The 16,277-nt window shown below is 34.4% G+C and carries 17 protein-coding genes; 8 read left to right on the plus strand and 9 right to left on the minus strand.

Features of this window, described 5'->3' with window-relative positions:
* Positions 1–256 precede the first annotated feature (256 nt).
* The 3 genes from H510_RS0100100 to H510_RS20035 form a co-directional block, all read right to left on the minus strand.
* A complete protein-coding gene (locus tag H510_RS0100100; RefSeq protein WP_026902436.1) occupies positions 257–922 on the minus strand; it encodes a response regulator in 666 nt (221 codons plus the stop codon).
* Positions 923–931: 9 nt separating this feature from the next.
* Positions 932–2,596, minus strand: coding sequence for a tetratricopeptide repeat-containing sensor histidine kinase (locus H510_RS0100105; RefSeq protein ID WP_051290976.1), 1,665 nt, complete (start codon positions 2,594–2,596; stop codon positions 932–934).
* Positions 2,597–2,724: 128 nt separating this feature from the next.
* Positions 2,725–2,877 (minus strand): hypothetical protein, encoded by a 153-nt coding sequence (locus H510_RS20035; protein ID WP_155977753.1) that lies wholly within the window; start codon positions 2,875–2,877, stop codon positions 2,725–2,727.
* A 346-nt stretch (positions 2,878–3,223) separates the two neighbouring features.
* On the opposite strand from H510_RS20035, the gene H510_RS0100115 reads away from it, so the two are divergent.
* Complete coding sequence (locus H510_RS0100115) at positions 3,224–4,126, plus strand: hypothetical protein (RefSeq protein WP_026902438.1); 903 nt, start codon at positions 3,224–3,226, stop codon at positions 4,124–4,126.
* Positions 4,127–4,551: 425 nt separating this feature from the next.
* Here H510_RS0100115 and H510_RS0100120 read toward each other — a convergent pair whose 3' ends face one another.
* The 4 genes from H510_RS0100120 to H510_RS0100130 all read right to left on the minus strand — a co-directional run bounded on the left by H510_RS0100120 (position 4,552) and on the right by H510_RS0100130 (position 7,011).
* Positions 4,552–5,106, minus strand: a complete 555-nt coding sequence (locus tag H510_RS0100120; RefSeq protein ID WP_245584763.1) for an SIMPL domain-containing protein — start codon at positions 5,104–5,106, stop codon at positions 4,552–4,554.
* 22 nt (positions 5,107–5,128) lie between these two features.
* Positions 5,129–5,752, minus strand: coding sequence for a hypothetical protein (locus tag H510_RS0100125; protein ID WP_026902440.1), 624 nt, complete (start codon positions 5,750–5,752; stop codon positions 5,129–5,131).
* Between the two features lie 85 nt (positions 5,753–5,837).
* Complete coding sequence (locus H510_RS20525; protein WP_281168234.1) at positions 5,838–5,969, minus strand: single stranded DNA-binding domain-containing protein; 132 nt, start codon at positions 5,967–5,969, stop codon at positions 5,838–5,840.
* Between the two features lie 16 nt (positions 5,970–5,985).
* Entirely contained in the window at positions 5,986–7,011 is a 1,026-nt protein-coding gene (locus H510_RS0100130) for a PDDEXK nuclease domain-containing protein (protein ID WP_026902441.1), read from the minus strand.
* 681 nt (positions 7,012–7,692) lie between these two features.
* Here H510_RS0100130 and H510_RS0100135 point away from each other — a divergent pair.
* The 4 genes from H510_RS0100135 to H510_RS0100150 are packed head-to-tail and all read left to right on the plus strand — an operon-like array spanning position 7,693 to position 10,094.
* Positions 7,693–8,577: a pirin family protein gene (locus tag H510_RS0100135; RefSeq protein WP_026902442.1), complete on the plus strand. Its 885-nt coding sequence runs from the start codon at positions 7,693–7,695 to the stop codon at positions 8,575–8,577.
* A 4-nt stretch (positions 8,578–8,581) separates the two neighbouring features.
* A complete protein-coding gene (locus H510_RS0100140) occupies positions 8,582–8,977 on the plus strand; it encodes an OsmC family protein (RefSeq protein ID WP_026902443.1) in 396 nt (131 codons plus the stop codon).
* Complete coding sequence (locus H510_RS0100145; protein ID WP_026902444.1) at positions 8,974–9,465, plus strand: VOC family protein; 492 nt, start codon at positions 8,974–8,976, stop codon at positions 9,463–9,465. The genes H510_RS0100140 and H510_RS0100145 overlap by 4 nt, the downstream gene beginning before the upstream one ends.
* 5 nt (positions 9,466–9,470) lie before the next feature.
* On the plus strand, positions 9,471–10,094 hold the full coding sequence (locus H510_RS0100150) for an NADPH-dependent FMN reductase (RefSeq protein ID WP_026902445.1): 624 nt from the start codon (positions 9,471–9,473) through the stop codon (positions 10,092–10,094).
* A 94-nt stretch (positions 10,095–10,188) separates the two neighbouring features.
* Here H510_RS0100150 and H510_RS0100155 read toward each other — a convergent pair whose 3' ends face one another.
* Together H510_RS0100155 and H510_RS0100160 are read right to left on the minus strand one after the other, a co-directional pair.
* Positions 10,189–10,872, minus strand: coding sequence for a phosphatase PAP2 family protein (locus H510_RS0100155; RefSeq protein ID WP_026902446.1), 684 nt, complete (start codon positions 10,870–10,872; stop codon positions 10,189–10,191).
* Positions 10,873–10,890: 18 nt separating this feature from the next.
* On the minus strand, positions 10,891–11,670 hold the full coding sequence (locus H510_RS0100160; protein ID WP_026902447.1) for a queuosine precursor transporter: 780 nt from the start codon (positions 11,668–11,670) through the stop codon (positions 10,891–10,893).
* Between the two features lie 89 nt (positions 11,671–11,759).
* Here H510_RS0100160 and H510_RS0100165 point away from each other — a divergent pair, with 89 nt between their 5' ends.
* The 3 genes from H510_RS0100165 to H510_RS0100175 all read left to right on the plus strand — a co-directional run bounded on the left by H510_RS0100165 (position 11,760) and on the right by H510_RS0100175 (position 16,255).
* Positions 11,760–12,905 carry a methionine aminotransferase gene (locus H510_RS0100165; protein ID WP_026902448.1) on the plus strand — a complete coding sequence of 382 codons (1,146 nt, stop codon included), beginning with the start codon at positions 11,760–11,762 and terminating at the stop codon, positions 12,903–12,905.
* A 3-nt stretch (positions 12,906–12,908) separates the two neighbouring features.
* Positions 12,909–13,685 (plus strand): amidohydrolase, encoded by a 777-nt coding sequence (locus H510_RS0100170; RefSeq protein WP_026902449.1) that lies wholly within the window; start codon positions 12,909–12,911, stop codon positions 13,683–13,685.
* A 113-nt stretch (positions 13,686–13,798) separates the two neighbouring features.
* Positions 13,799–16,255, plus strand: coding sequence for a transglycosylase domain-containing protein (locus H510_RS0100175; RefSeq protein ID WP_026902450.1), 2,457 nt, complete (start codon positions 13,799–13,801; stop codon positions 16,253–16,255).
* Positions 16,256–16,277 lie beyond the last annotated feature (22 nt).

The raw sequence follows: 16,277 nt of genomic DNA on the forward strand, positions 1-16,277 counted from the left end.
AAACTTAATGGATTTAATGATTTGATTTTTTTTATAATCATATCAAAAGTAGTATTGCTAGTCCTGCTGTTTTTACGGGAAACCGTAAAGAAGAAATTATTTTTAGGAGAAGTAGAAAGGAAAAGTAATCACAATAATCTTTCTTGTCACACTGAAAATAGTGGAAATATCATCTGATATATGATGCAGAAAAGACTTCGACTCCGCTCAGTCTGACACGAAATGATTGGAGATAAAATTTTATCAAAAAACGGAGTTATATGATCCCTAAATCTTTACAAAAGGCAATCAATTGTTCATTTTTAGAACAGCCAAGAGCTTCTCTCATAAGATTTAAACGTTTTTCTACACTGCTTAAGCCTGATGGTTTATATCCGTTTTTTTCAAGGTAATAAGGAATATCTTTTTGGAGCATGCCTTGAGATAGCTGGGTGAGTAGGATGATATCGTACTCGCTAAATTCGTAGGTGTTTTGAGTTTTAACTGCTTGCTTTAAGGCAAAAGGCATATACTTATTTCCTTTGCTTAGGGCTTCTAGTGCTTTTTTCAGCTCTTCTACATCTCGGCGGGCTTTACGTACATAGGCATCAATAGCTAAATCACGAAAAAGCTGATCGATGATAGAAACCTTACTTTCTGCAGAAAACACCAGAACTTTGATATGAGGTTGAATTTTACGGATTTCAGTAATTAAATCGGCCCCATTCTTAAGCTTTTGCTCTCGATAATCTTCTTCGAACGATAAATCGGTAATTAATAATTCGTAAGGTTCATTTGCTAATAAGGCTTTCCGAGCTCTTTGAAATGCATCATCACAATAATAGGTATAGTCGCATATACCCACCCCTGCATCTTCAAGGGTTTTCCTTACAGAAACATTGGAACTTTCGTGGTCTTCGGCTATGAGTACTTTATGAAACATATTTTTCTTTTAAGTAGCAGGGAAAAGGATAAGAATTTTTAAGCCTCCTTCTACACCTGTTGCAAAAGTAATATTACCACCTATTTGGTGTATACGGTTTCCCGTATTGTGTAGCCCATTTCCAAAAATTTTTCCTTCGGTTATACCAATACCATTATCTGTATAATGAATTTTCAATATATTTTCTTCAGTTTGCTCGAACCTTAATGCTACTTGATTGGCATGGCTATGCTTTTTCATATTGACCATCAACTCTTGAAGTATCTGTTTCAGCTCGTATTTATCTGAAGCTTTAACCCTATTCCAGAATTCTGGTGTATTTCCTATGATAATTACTTTGGTTTGAGTAGAGGCAAAAGAATTAAGAAGTGTAGCAATAGCGATTTCAAAGCTTTGGGTGCTATCAGCAGAATCATCATAAGAAATATCTCTAGACTGCTCATAAAGTATTTCCATTTGATCTAGAATTTTATCTTGTTCTGTTTGTACACCATTTTCTATCTCAGACATTAAGCGGTACAAACCATTAGCTACCACGTCATGCACCTTTTTAGATGTTTTGAATTGGTTTTCACGTATCGCATTTTTTGCTTCCAGTTCTAAACGTTCTTTCCTCTTTTTCTGCCAGATGAGGGTAATGGCGCTTCCAGTAATCATCAAGAAAATTAAAAGCGCAATCCAGCTATTACGTTTTGTTTTTTCTTTTTGCAGGATAAGATTGTCTGCCTTATGTTTCTCCGTTTCGTAACGGATAAGTGCAAACTGATTTTTTGCTGCGCTTCTGGCTGTTTGTAAACTATCATTTAAGTTTTGGTAGAGATTGAAATAAGTTTTGGCTTCTTGTGGAGGGCTTAACTTGATTAAATTCTGAATGGCAAGCAAACGGTCATCCGCACTATTTATCTCATGGGCTGTTTGATAACTTAACTTGGCATAGTATAGTGCCGAATCAACTTGTTTCTGTATATGATATTGCGTAAGTTGTATATAGCTAGCGTTTTGCCCACTGATATTTTTTTCCTTCTTTCTTATACTTAAAGCTTGATGAAGTTCTGGCAAAGCAAAATAAGTAGGATTTTGTTCCCATTTGGTGAATGCGGAATTTGAAATAACCCTTGCTAAGTTTAAAGGTCTGGTTTCTTTCTTTAAAATCTCTTGATAAAGCACTAAAGCTTCTGCATATTTCTTTTGCTTTCTATATACATTGGCGATGTTGTTTTTCACCACTCTTACAGCATCGCTATCGGCTGTAAAGCTTAAAGTTTCCTGATAAAATGCTATGGCCTTATCATACTCTTTGAGGTTAAAGGAAGTGATACCTAGATTATTAAAGTTAGATCTGATGTAAGGATGATGTTCTTCATTTTTAAAATCAAGGTAAGGAATAGCATTTAAGGCTAGTTCTCTGGCTCCAAAGTTATCTCCTTGCTCGGTAGCAATCATCCCCATATTGATGAAGCAAGAGCCAACTTCTAAACTATCTTTGGTTTGTAAGAATTGCTCTTTGGCTTTGTTAAAATAAGAGAAAGCGAGGTTAGATTGATTTGCATCTAAAAAGTTGAAGGCGGTATCTAAAAGCTGAAATCCGGCTGAATCTTTCTTATTTTTTTGCTCAGGAGTATGGCATCCTTCAAAAACAAAGAAAGCAATAAGTAATAAGTAGAAAATTTTCAAGTCTAATTTTTATTCTAATTTAGAAATAAAAGAAATAATTTCTATCTGCGATGATTAGTAAATTAGATTTAGAGAAATAATATATAAATAAGGAGGCCTAAGTTTAGCTTAAACCTCCTTATACTTATTTAACCTTTTGGTCTTGGCGTTGGTAATTGTCCATTCTCACCGCCTGAAGTATTTGTTGTTGTGATGATAACTTCGTTGTCTGAAGTATTGTTTGCTGTGTTATCAGCAGGAGCTACCAGTCCTAATAGGATAGCAATTAAAAATTGAATCATTTTCTTAAAAATTTAATGTGAATACCTGTGCTAAGCCACCAAACCGTATTGGTGGATTACAGCATTTTTTAAGAGGCGCCTCTTAAATTTTTGGGAAGTTTTGAGATTCAATAGCGGGAGCATGTGCTTGCTTCCCAAGTCAATAACTTACTACCGCTATTTCCTCTCTTTGAAAGGTGGCTTTTCTAATAAAAGAAATAACCATTGCTTTCGAAACAAAGATGCGGCAGCCTAAACAGCTTGTTATCAAATGATTCCGGTAATTCCAGTTGTTACGTAGCAATTCCGGAAAACCGTAAAAGATTCCGTAAATTCCACCGTAATTTTATCCAAGATTCTTATTAAAATGTTTTCAGAATACAAGAAGCAGGTTATTAAACTTTATGAAGAAAAGCGTGATGCTATGGCATTGCCGCTGAATTTGCAAAATCCTACTCCGGCTAGATTAAAAGATGAATGTCTTGCTGTTATTGCGAAAAGATTTAAAAAAGGTGATGAAAAGGTTTTAAGAGATTTCTTTGGGGATTGTGTAGATGTAGAAGGTTATATAAGATATATCCGTAGCATGGATGTAGATAGGTTTAGACCCCTGATTAACCATTTAAATAAAAAAACTGAAAATACAGATGAGAAAAACATCGAACTATTGGCATGGTTGATAGATTTTTCTCCGCGTCCTTATATTTTTAAGTTAGATACTTTAAAAAAAGAAGAAGATTTTGTAGGTCATAAAGAAGTTGAGAAACCGGTAGCGGCTGGCATTTCATCCGAATTAGAAAAGGAATCCTCAAAAGAGGTTGATAAGAAATTAAATCGTATAACAGTTACTAAAAAACCTATGTATGCCCTATTTTGGCATAAATCATGGAAAAAACTAGCTATTTCTGCCATATCCATATTCATCCTATTGTTCTCATTTAAAAGCTTAGATTTTTTTAAAGAGAAGGATTGTATGTATTGGGATGGCGTAAATTACAAGTCTATTTCTTGCGACCAGAAACTACCTAATATTCAAGTTATAGCTTTAGATACCTTTAAGTTGAAGCATTTCAAAAAAATAACCAAACCGGATACCCTTACTGAAAACTGTATCCGTAAGATGTGGTATTCTAAAATAGATAAGGAAGTAGAATTTTTCACTACCGGAGGGATGCATCCAGAGTATCCAGAAAAGGCATTAAAACCTATTAGTGAATATATTTTTAGTAAATATATTAAAGTAAAAGCTCCCTCTACTCCTTCTAAATGATAAAAATATCTTATCAATTATTTTAGATTAATAAGTTTTGGGTTTAGGGTAACCAGCCCCACCCCAGCTAAACCGGGGCGGCAGCGATACCCCACAGGACATTTGGAGCTTATTACAAATTGTGATAATTATTGATGATATAGCAATTAGCCATTGTATCTTGCTACAACATGAAAATTAAGCGATTTCTTCTATGACCATTTCGAGGATATCCTCAAAATGTTAAACAGTTACCTATAAATAGGAAATTCTTTCTAGCACTTTTCATCTGAACTCAAAAGAGCCTTTAAAGACTCTTTTTTTTGACAAGCAGAATAACAGTTGAAAATTAGTATCGCTTATATTGGCTTTAAATAACTTTATTTAATGAAATACTTTTTAAGAGTATTTGGGTGCGATAGTTACTATTGTTATGTGATGTATTTCTATTCAATTATGAATTTCACATTTACTTGAGATTGAAACTTAATTTTTTGAAATTCTACTAAAATAGGCTCGGATGCTTTTGATCCATAAAGACTTGAAGCCCCTCTAATTTGTATTCCACTAACCTTTCCTTGAAGAGTATTTGAAATTGAATTATTGTCTGTTATAAAAATAGCTTTACCCAATTTCTGATTTAAAGGCTCCAACATTTTCAAGGCATTAATCTTGGCTTTTTTAATTGTTAAATATTTCAGTTCAAGTAATAAACTTTCTGATTTAGAATATTCTGTTTTTTCAATGTTTACATTTGAAATTCCTACATCTTCTAAGGATTTGAAAACTTTGCCAGCTGTCACGGCATCGCGGACAAGCAAAGAGTAATTTTTAACTTTTAGAATATCTTGTGATTTAAGGAAATAATTTTTAAAATCACTGTTATAATCAAGTAATGATAAATCCTTTTCAGTGTTAATATTTAATTCTTTTAAAGTCCTCTCTAGAATTTTTTCAAGCTCTTCAGTTGATTTTTTATTCTTGTTATCTGCCTCGTTCAATACTATGGTTATATAAATCCGATCAGGAATTATTAGAGTGTCGACTTGTCCCTTTAACTTCATTTATAGTTTCCTGAGCAACTTGTTTAAAATTATTAAGTTTTTTAAATTCGTTTGAATCACAATTTAAACATTGCTGTGTTAAAGAGTCTAACCAATCTTTACCATAATCTTCTGAAAAACCTAGCTCATAGCCTGCAAAATGAGCAAATTTATTAAAATATCTTTTATCAATTTTATCTGTTCTTGTAAGAAATTCTTTTGGATACCTTTTAATATACTGTAATACATAACTTCCTACGGCTTCAGATAAAGACCCATCAGCTTTGTCTAGAATTTTAATAAATACTTTAAAGAAAAAATTTCTGGTTTTTTCATTTTCAGAACTTAGACTATCCATTGAATCGAATGTGATTTTATTGTCTGAAGGATAAATACTGTCAGTTAGAATTAGCTTAGCACTATATTCTATAGGCTGATTTGATAAATAATAATAACTATAAGGATTTGTCAGGGAATCAAGTATTTCATCCTTAGCCATTATTGAATCTTGAGATTTAACAATCAAATTATTTTTAGTATGTTTCTTCTCATGTCTACAGCCAATAATTAATGTCATTATTAATAATAAAGTACCTATTTTCATAGTCGTTTTTTTGGTAACGTTACAGCTAACTAGTAAATGTCCGCTATCCTATAACGCATAACCACCCTATAAATTCATTTATTACTTAATTAACCTGCCCCACCCCATTAATAACCAATTGCAATTTCCCTTTATACTCCGTAAGTTTCCCAGTTACACACATACGTTTATGGTTGTATAAGGTGGCTGGTACTTTAGGGAATTTATTTAAACTCATAGGCTTTTAAATTATGCTATTGTATCTCTTTTTTAGGCTTATCTCTTTCTTCAAAGTTTTCTAATTCTTTATTAAGTTCTGCCATTAACTGCTGTTCACTCGGCAGGTATAACTCATACTGGCTGGCAATAATTTGCTTCTGATTTTCTGGGAGTGTAAATTTTACTACTGCATCATTTTTATCAGCACAGAGTAAAATGCCAATGGTTGAGTTTTCATGTGGTAACTTTTCTGTTCTGTCGTAATAATTGACATACATCTGTAGTTGTCCAATATCTTGATGGGTAAGCTTATGCGTTTTTATTTCAATAATAACAAAGCACTGCAAAATGCGATTATAAAATACTAGGTCTACAAAAAACTCATCACCTTCTATATGTATTCTTTTTTGCCTTGCAACAAATGAAAAACCATTCCCTAGCTCTAATAGAAATTCTTGGAGATGTGTGATGATTGCTGATTCTAAATCACGCTCGTAATAAGCTGATTCTTTTTTAAGTCCAAGAAATTCTAGAAACATGGGATCTTTGATGATTTCTTTAGCATCGGAAGGTAATTTTTCTTTTTTGGCTACTGCGAGTACACTTTCTTTATCATTACTCATCAAAAGGCGTTCGTATAAGCTGGTGTGAATTTGCCTTTCTAATTGTCTTACAGTCCAATTGTTCTTTATGGTTTCGGCGATATAGAATTCTCTTTGGTCATTTGCATTTAAACGAATCAACAATTTATATTGGCTCCAACTCAATTGCGAATACAGTGTATTCGCAATTGGAAAAGTACGATAAAACTGCCTAATTAATTCGATTTGTCTTTTTGAAAATCCACTACCAAATTCTGGTTCTAACTCTTTGGCGATATATGCTGTAAGATATCTCCCATAATCTGCCCGGTCTTTTCCTTTTTGTTCTTCTTCAAATATACGTTCCCCTATATGCCAATACATTAAAGTTCTTTGGTAATCAACAGCTTTTATAGCCTTGTCTTTTGACTGGGCTATAATGATTTTAATGTCTGTAATGATGGTTTCGTTAATCAGCATTTGTAACAGGATTATGCGATTAAGTATTGTAGAATTCTTCTATTAATGTTTGCTTTCATAAAAAAAGCAGCGCATAATGTTATGAGCAGGAGGTGGTAGATGTGTTCCATACAGTTTAAAATGTATGGTAATTATAGAAATAATTTTCTTAAAAAGGAAATGTTATGATTGTGAAGTAGAAAGTTGTTCGTAAAATTGGTATTTATTTTAGATATTCCGACGAAAGTATGCCAGTCATACCGGCGCATATCCCCACTAAGCAGAGTGATATTTTTCAAACTTAATGATTTTTTTTCTTTCTCAAAGATTTGTCCGTAAGGGCTATTCTGTGTGCAGAAGCTGCAAGTCTGTCCATAATGGCATCAGCGAGCGTCAGAGCGGGCAAAGGCTTCTTATGCTAGATAGCGGATAAGTTGGGATGATGAGAACTAGACAAGCTAGGCACAAGTATCCTATACACAAGGTTTAGGGCCGTAAAATTTTACCAATTTAAACCCGCCTTTTTTAGTGATTTACTCTACGCTTATTTATGTATTTTTATCATCATAAGTATCTGTTTTTAAGATTAAGAAAATTTTCATTAAATTATTTGATGTATGAAATTAAAAACATGGAGATTCTTTAAAAAAACGGACGAGAGTAAAATTAAATAGGAAAAATTAATTTTTAATTGAAAGTATCATGTCAAATATCAATCTGATTATAGAAGAAAGAGCGGCTAATATTGGTAAGTTTATGGTTGGGCGTTTGTTACCATTTAGACAAAAACGGATGGTAGGTCCGTTTATTTATATTGACCACATGGGCCCTGTAAAGTTAAGCGAACGAGACAATTTTGATGTATTGCCGCATCCTCATATTGGGCTTTCTACTCTTACTTTTTTGTTTGAGGGCAGCATAATGCATCGGGATACATTAGGCAACGAAGTAGAAATAAAACCTGGTGCCGTAAATTGGATGACGGCTGGAAAAGGAATTGTACATTCTGAACGTACACCTGATTATCTGAGGCATTCTGACAAAATGATGCATGGCTTACAAATTTGGGTGGCATTACCCAAAGCGCTAGAGCAAATGGAACCAGAGTTTTTTCACATCAATCAAGAGCAAATTCCAACATGGGAAGAAGGTGATCTTCAATTTAAACTTATTGCAGGCGAAGCTTTTGGAAGGAAATCATCTGTACCAGTATATAGTAAGCTCTTTATGCTTGAAATAAAAAGTAGCACCAAACAAGTGGTAAATATTGGGCAACATTTATATGGCGAATCCGGTTTATATATTCTTGAGGGTAGCATAGTGCATGATGAAAATGTGTTTGAATCAAAACAAATGCTGGTTGCCAAAGACAGCACTTTATGCGCCTTTACCATGATGCCTAATAGTACGATATACATTTTTGGTGGTGAGGCTTTTCCGGAAGAGCGTTTTATTGATTGGAATTTTGTATCGACAAGTAAAGAACTTATTGAGGAAGCCAAGCATAAATGGAAAACACAAACATTTCCTAAAATAAAAGGAGATGAAGCAGCATTTATTCCTTACCCATCTTTACATAAAAAATAATCAGATGACTCAAATAATATCCAGCATCAAAACCGAAAATTATAGGGTGGAAATTCAATCACCATCAGGGCATATAGTTATTGCAAACGAGCCGATAGAAATGGGTGGAAAGAATCTAGGCTTTTCGCCAAAAGAACTTTTGGCCTCTGCTTTAGCGGCTTGTACCAGTGCTACTGTGAAAATGTATGCAGACCGTAAAGGTTGGGATTTGGAGGAAGCAAAAGTTAGTATAACTTTAACCTTTGTTCCATCAGAAAATAAAACATTGATAAATAGAGATTTAACGTTTATTGGGAAGCTTGATGAAACGCAAAAAAGTAGGTTACTTGCTGTTGCTAATGCCTGCCCTATCCATAAAATGATGAGTAATCCTATTGAAATTAATTCGCAATTAGTATGACAAACACTTATAAAATACCAAAGCAAACACGTATTGGGCATGTGCACCTTAAGGTAGCAGACTTAGATCGATCGCTCGAGTTTTATCGAGATTTACTAGGCTTTGAAGTTACGATGATGTATGGCAACCAGGCTGCATTTATTTCGGCAGGTGGTTATCATCATCATATTGGTTTAAATACCTGGCAAAGTAAAGGTTTTCCGCCTGCGGCTAAAGAAGGAGTAGGCTTATACCATACGGCTATTTTGTATCCTACCAGAAAAGATCTTGCAATCATTTACGACAGGTTGCGTAAAGCTTATTATCCTTTAACTGGTGCCAGCGACCATGGTGTATCTGAAGCTATTTATCTTGACGACCCAGATGGAAATGGTGTTGAATTGTATTGGGATAAACCTGAGGAAATGTGGCCAAAGAAAAATGATGGTTCTTTAGATATGTTTACCAAATTTCTTGATTTACAAGATTTATTGAAAGCAATGGATTAAAATAAATGAAAGAGCAACAAAAAAACAATCAGCAAGAACCCCTACGCTTTCTTGTTTTTTCGGCATCACTAAGAGCTGATTCATTGAATACGCAATTGATTAAATTAGCTGCAGAGGTCATCACAAAAAATGGTGGGATAGTTGACTATGCCAACATGAGTGAGTTTGATTGCCCATCTTTTAATCAAGATTTAGAAGTGAATGATTTCCATCCTGCTGGAGCACAAGCATTTAGAAAACGTATTTTAGCAAATGATGCTTTTATCATTTCTTCGCCAGAATATAATGGTTCTATACCAGGCTTACTAAAAAATTCTATAGATTGGGTTTCACGGTTTAGACCCCAACCCTTTCAGCAACAGCATGGTTTGCTGATGTCTGCTTCGCCCGGTATGGCAGGAGGAAATCATGGACTTTGGTCGTTAAGAATTCCTTTAGAAAAACTGGGGGTACATATTTTTCCAGCTATGTTTTCATTATCAAAAGCACACGAAGCATTTTCACCAGAAGGAAAAATTACTGATGAAAATTTAACAAAAAAGCTTGAAGATCATCTGATTAACTTTATGAATACTGTAGAAGCTTCAAAAAATTATCCCGCTATGAAGCTTAAGTTTTTAGGAGAATAGCTGGATGAAACCTGAGAAAGTGTTAAATAATGGCAATAAAGCAGAAACAATAATACCGGTAGTGGCTTTTTAGATGATTTCATCACTAACCATATTAACCAGCCGATTTGAAATTTTCTACACCATTTAATATTTTAATAGCTAACCACAGCCATAATACGCCGGCACAAAAACCGGCAATTACATCGCTGGTATAATGTACCCTCAGGTATATTCTGCTTAAGCCAACCATAAAGATGATGACAACCAAAAGGCTGTTGATGATGAATTTTGTTTGTTTGGTGAGGCTGCTGATGGAGATTATATAAACTATTAAACCATAAAATGTTACAGCACTTAAAGCATGTCCGCTAGGAAAACTTAAGCCTAGCTCCTGATAAAGCAAAGGCGATAGCGGTCTTGGCCTGTTGAAGAGGCTTTTTAAACTGAGTATTAAAGCCAAACTACTTAAAGATACTGCGGGTACTTTTAAAGCAAACCAGTGTCGTTTTTTTAAAAAGAGGAAATAAGAAGTTAGCAATACATTACCTGTAGTGATGACTACCGAGCTGCCCAATTGCGTAAAAAAAAGCATGATTGCTGTATTTGTGGTGTTTACGTAAGTAGATAATAGCTTAAAAATGTAGAAATCTAATTCGAGGCGCTCATCAATAAATATCATTTTAGCGGTAAATAAAAAAATGATGAGTGCCGTAAACAACAATAAAAACAGCATTGCTGTTTCTGAGAAAAGCAGCAGAAAGGATTTAAGCAACTTTTGGTAAGTATGTTTAATCATCTTAAAATATAAAGAAAGCTATTGGGCTGCTTTGGCTATCAATTGCTGCGCCAAATCTTTCCCCAAATACTTATCTATAACACTATGTAAAACATATAAGATAGGGGTTAACAAGAGGGCAACTATAAATTTGTAGGTGTAATTTACCAAACCTATTGCGGCTACCATTTGCCAGCTCCAACTGTATTGTGGGTTGAGGTAAAAGGCAATAAAAATAACCACAAAGCTATCTATCAGTTGCGAAACTAAGGTAGAACCGGTGGCTCTTAACCATAAATTACGCTCGCCAGTAAGTTTCTTTATTTTATGAAAAATGGTTACATCTGCTACCTGTCCTATTAAAAATGCAGTTATTGAGCCCACAATAATCCACATACCCTGACCAAAAATAGCAGAAAAAGCATTGTTCATGTTTAAAGCTTCGCCGTTAATATTTTGTAATAACCAGAAATCGGCCGGATTTAAAGACATAGCAAAACCTACCATTAAGAAGGCAAAGGCTATTAAAGCAGCTCCTAAATAAGATAGAAATTTAACGCCTTTAACACCATAATATTCATTAATGATATCTGTCATGATAAATACAAAAGGCCAATTGAGCACTCCGGCCGACATGTTAAAAGACAAGCCCTCTACCCCAAAAAGGTCAATATCGAACTTTTTTAAGCCTATAGATTCTTCTACAGAGAATATTTTTACACCTATAAATTCGGCCAGAATAGCATTGGCAATAAAGAAGCCTCCCAAAATGAGGAATAGTTTATTTGCCTTAGATTGGTAACTGATGGTATTGTCCATGTATTAAAAATAATTCTTCTATAACAAAAAGATTAGGTTTCTGTTAGTTTAAAAATAATATTATTTTGTGATGTTCTAATTTAAAGCTCGTGATTAATATTATTTCAAAGTTACCCAACGTTACTACAACTATTTTTTCTGTGATGAGTGCTCTGGCTAAAGAGCATCAAGCCATTAACTTATCTCAAGGTTTTCCGGATTTTGATTGTGATGAAAAGCTCAAAGAGCTGGTTTTTAAAGAAATGAAAAAAGGTAATAACCAGTATGCTCCTATGCCTGGTTTGTTAGCTTTGAGAGAAACGCTAAGTCATAAAATTGAAAATGCTCACCAATCTTACTATCATCCAGAGACAGAAATAACCATTACCGCCGGAGGCACACAAGCTATTTTCACAGCCATTACCGCTATTTTAAGGCCAAATGATGAAGTCATTATTTTTGAGCCAGCTTATGATGCTTATGCGCCTGTTGTGAGGCTATTAGGAGGTTTGGTTAAGGCTTATGAAATGGTTCCGCCCACTTATGAGATTGATTGGAGCACTGTAAAGAAGTTGGTTTCTGCCAATACAAAAATGATTATCATCAACTCGCCGCATAATCCTACAGGCAGAATACTTCAGGATAATGACATCAAAGAACTCATCAATATCACCAGAAATACAGATATTATGATTGTAAGTGATGAGGTTTATGAGCACTTAATTTATAATGGAAAAAAGCATTTAAGCTTGGCAGCTTATCCAGAACTGAAAGAAAGAACCTTTATTACAGCTAGTTTTGGAAAACTTTTTCATACCACAGGTTGGAAAATTGGCTATTGCTGCGCCCCGGAAGCCTTGATGAAAGAATTTAGAAAAGTGCATCAGTTCCAAGTATTTTCTGTAAATACACCTATGCAGCATGCTATCCATACCTATATGCAAAAACCAGACGTTTATTTAGGTTTAACCCAGTTTTACCAAGAAAAAAGAGACTATTTTAGAAAATTACTATCAGAAACAAAATTAACTTTGCTACCTTGTGAAGGTTCTTATTTCCAAATGGTTAGCTACGAGAAGATATCTTTTGACAAAGATACAGACATGGCTATGAAACTATTAAAAGAATATCAAGTAGCTACTATACCAGCTTCTCCGTTTTATTCAAAATCTACGGATTACAAAACCCTGAGGTTATGTTTTGCGAAAAAGCAAGAAACTTTAGAAAAAGCCGTTCATAACCTTATAAAAATTTAAACGATGGAACAATTAAAAGTTACGCTCTTACAAGCCTATTTATTTTGGGAAAATGCTGCAAAAAACCTCCAAAACATAAGCTTAAAGCTATCTGACATTAGAGAGCGTACGGATTTAATTGTATTACCAGAAATGTTTAATACCGGTTTTACCATGAATGCTGTTGAAAATGCAGAAAAAATGGATGGTAAAACTGTAAGCTGGATGCGAGATACGGCCAAAAAATTTAACGCCGTTATTACCGGAAGTTTAATTATAGAAGAAAATAGTAATTTTTATAATCGTATGGTTTGGATGCGCCCCGACGGCAGCTACGAAACTTATGATAAAAAGCACCTTTTTGGTTTGGCAGAGGAAGACAAAACCTATACAGCCGGCCATAAGCAGGTAGTTGTAGAACTTAAAGGTTGGAAAATAAGGTTAGCCATTTGTTACGATCTACGTTTCCCTGTATGGCTAAGAAATCATCAAGAGCAATATGATTTGCTTTTGGTAGTAGCCAACTGGCCCGAGCGAAGGGCACAACACTGGCGCATGTTAATTCCTGCCAGAGCCATAGAAAACCAGGCGTTTATCATCGCTTTAAACCGGGTTGGTTATGATGGTAAACAAATTTACTATAGCGGAGATACCACCTGTTTAAGTCCGGCTGGCGATGTTATCTACTATAAAAGAGATGAAGAAGACCTTTATACCTTTAGCATGAATAAAGCCGAAGTAGAAAGAGTGAGAGCAGAAATGCCTTTCTTAAAAGATGCCGATGATTTTAACTTGATTTAACACATAAAATGTTAGCAAACTAAAATTTTAGCCATAATTTAGCGTTTTAATCTGCTGGCTAATTATTTTTGCAGCTATTTATAAATCAAAGCATCTTTTTTTCATCTTTATATATGTTTAAAGAAATACCCAATAAGCCTCTTAGATACTTTAGTATTATTATTTATTTACTTATTATTTTTATTTGTGCAGTAGAACTTAATTTTTTATGGCTTTTTGGATACTCGCCTGCAAAAAAAGATATAAATTTCCCCTCGTTAAGCCTATCCTCAGAAGTTTATTATTCGGACGGTAAGTTAATTGGTAAATATTATAAAGAAAACCGCACACCGGTTAACTTTAATCAGATAGATAGCACCATTGTAAACGCTTTAATAGCGACAGAAGATGCCAGATTTTACAAACATTCTGGAGTTGATTTTCTTTCTATAGGCTCGGGCATCATTTCTACCGTTACCGGAGATAAACGTGGCGGAAGTACAATCACACAGCAATTGGCAAAAAACTTATATCGCACCCGTAACAATAAATCTCAAGGTTTTATCAAACATATCCCGGTAGTAAGAACCTTAGTTTCTAAATTTAAAGAATGGTTAACTGCCTATAAGTTAGAAGCCAATTATTCTAAGGAGGATATCATCACTATGTACCTTAATACCGTACCTTTTGGTAATAATTCTTATGGGATTAACACCGCAGCAAAGCATTATTTTAATAAAGCTGTTGATAAAGTTAAGCTAGAAGAATCAGCCCTGTTGGTAGGGATGCTTAAAGCAACATCAACCTATAACCCTATTAAAAACCCTGAAAAAGCTTTAGACAGAAGAAACGTGGTTTTGGCACAAATGCTTAAATACAATTTTATAAATGATGCTACTTACCAAAAGACTGTAAAAAAGCCTTTAAAACTTAATTTAGGTAAAGATACAGGTAAAAATGATGGCGACTCTTATTTGAGAACGGCTGTTGCTAAATGGTTACAAGAATGGTGTGATGAAAATGGCTATGATTTATATGAAGATGGCTTAAAAATTTATACCACTATAGATTCTAGGTTGCAAAAATATGCTGAGGAAGCTGTACAAGACCACATGAAAATTCTGCAAAGAAGGTTTAACAATGTTTGGGGAGATGAAGAACCTTGGCGAGACTCTGAAGGAAATGTTATTCCTAATTTTATAGAAAATAACCTACAAAAACTGCCTTGGTATGCAGACTTTAAAAAACGTCATAAAAATAATCGCGACTCTATAGATTACTACTTAAACAAACCTAAAAAGATGACTGTCTTTACCTGGGATGGCGATAAAGAGGTTGAGTTTTCTACCATAGACTCTTTAACCTATTACGCCAAAATGCTAAATACAGGTATGATGACTTTAGATCCATTTTCTGGCAAAATTAAAGTTTGGGTAGGTGGTGATAATTACAACTATTTTAAGTACGACCATGTAAAACAATCCAAACGTCAGGCAGGCTCTACCTTTAAACCTTTTGCCTATTTGGCAGCATTAGAAAGCGGCTTAAACCCTTGCGATAAGTTTACCGATAAACCTGTTAAAATAGAATATAAAATAGGCTCTAAAACTGAAGTTTGGGAACCTAAAAATGCTGATTATAATTTCTCTTACAGAGAAATGTCTTTAAGATGGGCTATGGGAAAATCAGTAAACTCTATCACCGCACAAATTACAGAACAAGTAGGCTGGGATAAAGTTGTAGAATTAGCACATGAATGTGGTATCGAAAGTAAACTACAATCCGTACCCTCTGTAAGCTTAGGTTCTAATGATGTTAGCGTATATGAAATGGTGAGGGCTTATGGTACTTTTTTAAATAAAGGAAAAAGGGTAGACCCTATTTTGGTTGAGAAAATCACCGATTTAGATGGTAATATTATCGAAGAATTTAAAGCCAAACACACACAAGTGTTAAGCGAAGAAATAGCTTGGTTAATGCTTTACATGTTTAGAGGCGGTATGGAAGAACCCGGAGGTACATCACAAGCCTTATGGGAATGGGATTTATGGAAGAAAAACAACCAAATAGGCGGTAAAACAGGTACATCATCAGATTATGTTGATGGATGGTATATGGGTATCACCAAAGATTTGGTAACTGGTGTTTGGGTAGGTGCTGATGATAGAAGTATACATTTTAAAGATTCGCAAACAGGCGAAGGCTCCAGAACAGCCTTACCTATTTTTGCTAAGTTTATGGAAAAAGTTTACCGTGATGCTAAGACAGGTATTACCTTAGGCCCTTTCCCTAAACCAGATGTAGAAATAACTCGTACTTATATATGTCCAAGTCCAAGAATTGTGGTAGACACCAGTAGTACAGATAGTTTAGCAGTAGATTCATTGATGTTGATGGAAATAGAAAATCCTGAGGCGCAACAAAACCAAGAACAAAATGCTGAAACGGAAATAAAAAATGAAAGTAAAAACCAGAATAAAACTCCTGATGTTAAACAAGGAGTAACTCAGAAGCAAGAGACAGAAGCTCCTTTAAGTAAAAAAGAAGAGAGAAAGCTACAGAGAGAAAAAAGAAAAGAAGAAAAAGAGTAAATCATCCATAAAAACGATTAAG

This window comes from Pedobacter glucosidilyticus DSM 23534, from assembly GCF_000425145.1.
In the GTDB taxonomy this organism is placed as follows: domain Bacteria; phylum Bacteroidota; class Bacteroidia; order Sphingobacteriales; family Sphingobacteriaceae; genus Pseudopedobacter; species Pseudopedobacter glucosidilyticus.

What these genes read in the sequence shown, in the direction of transcription:
- H510_RS0100170 (WP_026902449.1), top strand. Translation starts at nt 12,909, where the DNA reads ATGGAACAATTAAAAGTTACGCTCTTACAAGCCTATTTATTTTGGGAA.
- H510_RS0100150 (WP_026902445.1), top strand. Translation starts at nt 9,471, where the DNA reads ATGAAAGAGCAACAAAAAAACAATCAGCAAGAACCCCTACGCTTTCTT.
- H510_RS0100135 (WP_026902442.1), top strand. Translation starts at nt 7,693, where the DNA reads ATGTCAAATATCAATCTGATTATAGAAGAAAGAGCGGCTAATATTGGT.
- H510_RS0100175 (WP_026902450.1), top strand. Translation starts at nt 13,799, where the DNA reads ATGTTTAAAGAAATACCCAATAAGCCTCTTAGATACTTTAGTATTATT.
- H510_RS0100100 (WP_026902436.1), bottom strand. Translation starts at nt 922, where the DNA reads ATGTTTCATAAAGTACTCATAGCCGAAGACCACGAAAGTTCCAATGTT.
- H510_RS20035 (WP_155977753.1), bottom strand. Translation starts at nt 2,877, where the DNA reads ATGATTCAATTTTTAATTGCTATCCTATTAGGACTGGTAGCTCCTGCT.
- H510_RS0100140 (WP_026902443.1), top strand. Translation starts at nt 8,582, where the DNA reads ATGACTCAAATAATATCCAGCATCAAAACCGAAAATTATAGGGTGGAA.
- H510_RS0100130 (WP_026902441.1), bottom strand. Translation starts at nt 7,011, where the DNA reads ATGCTGATTAACGAAACCATCATTACAGACATTAAAATCATTATAGCC.
- H510_RS0100125 (WP_026902440.1), bottom strand. Translation starts at nt 5,752, where the DNA reads ATGAAAATAGGTACTTTATTATTAATAATGACATTAATTATTGGCTGT.
- H510_RS0100160 (WP_026902447.1), bottom strand. Translation starts at nt 11,670, where the DNA reads ATGGACAATACCATCAGTTACCAATCTAAGGCAAATAAACTATTCCTC.
- H510_RS20525 (WP_281168234.1), bottom strand. Translation starts at nt 5,969, where the DNA reads ATGAGTTTAAATAAATTCCCTAAAGTACCAGCCACCTTATACAACCAT.
- H510_RS0100115 (WP_026902438.1), top strand. Translation starts at nt 3,224, where the DNA reads ATGTTTTCAGAATACAAGAAGCAGGTTATTAAACTTTATGAAGAAAAG.
- H510_RS0100155 (WP_026902446.1), bottom strand. Translation starts at nt 10,872, where the DNA reads ATGATTAAACATACTTACCAAAAGTTGCTTAAATCCTTTCTGCTGCTT.
- H510_RS0100145 (WP_026902444.1), top strand. Translation starts at nt 8,974, where the DNA reads ATGACAAACACTTATAAAATACCAAAGCAAACACGTATTGGGCATGTG.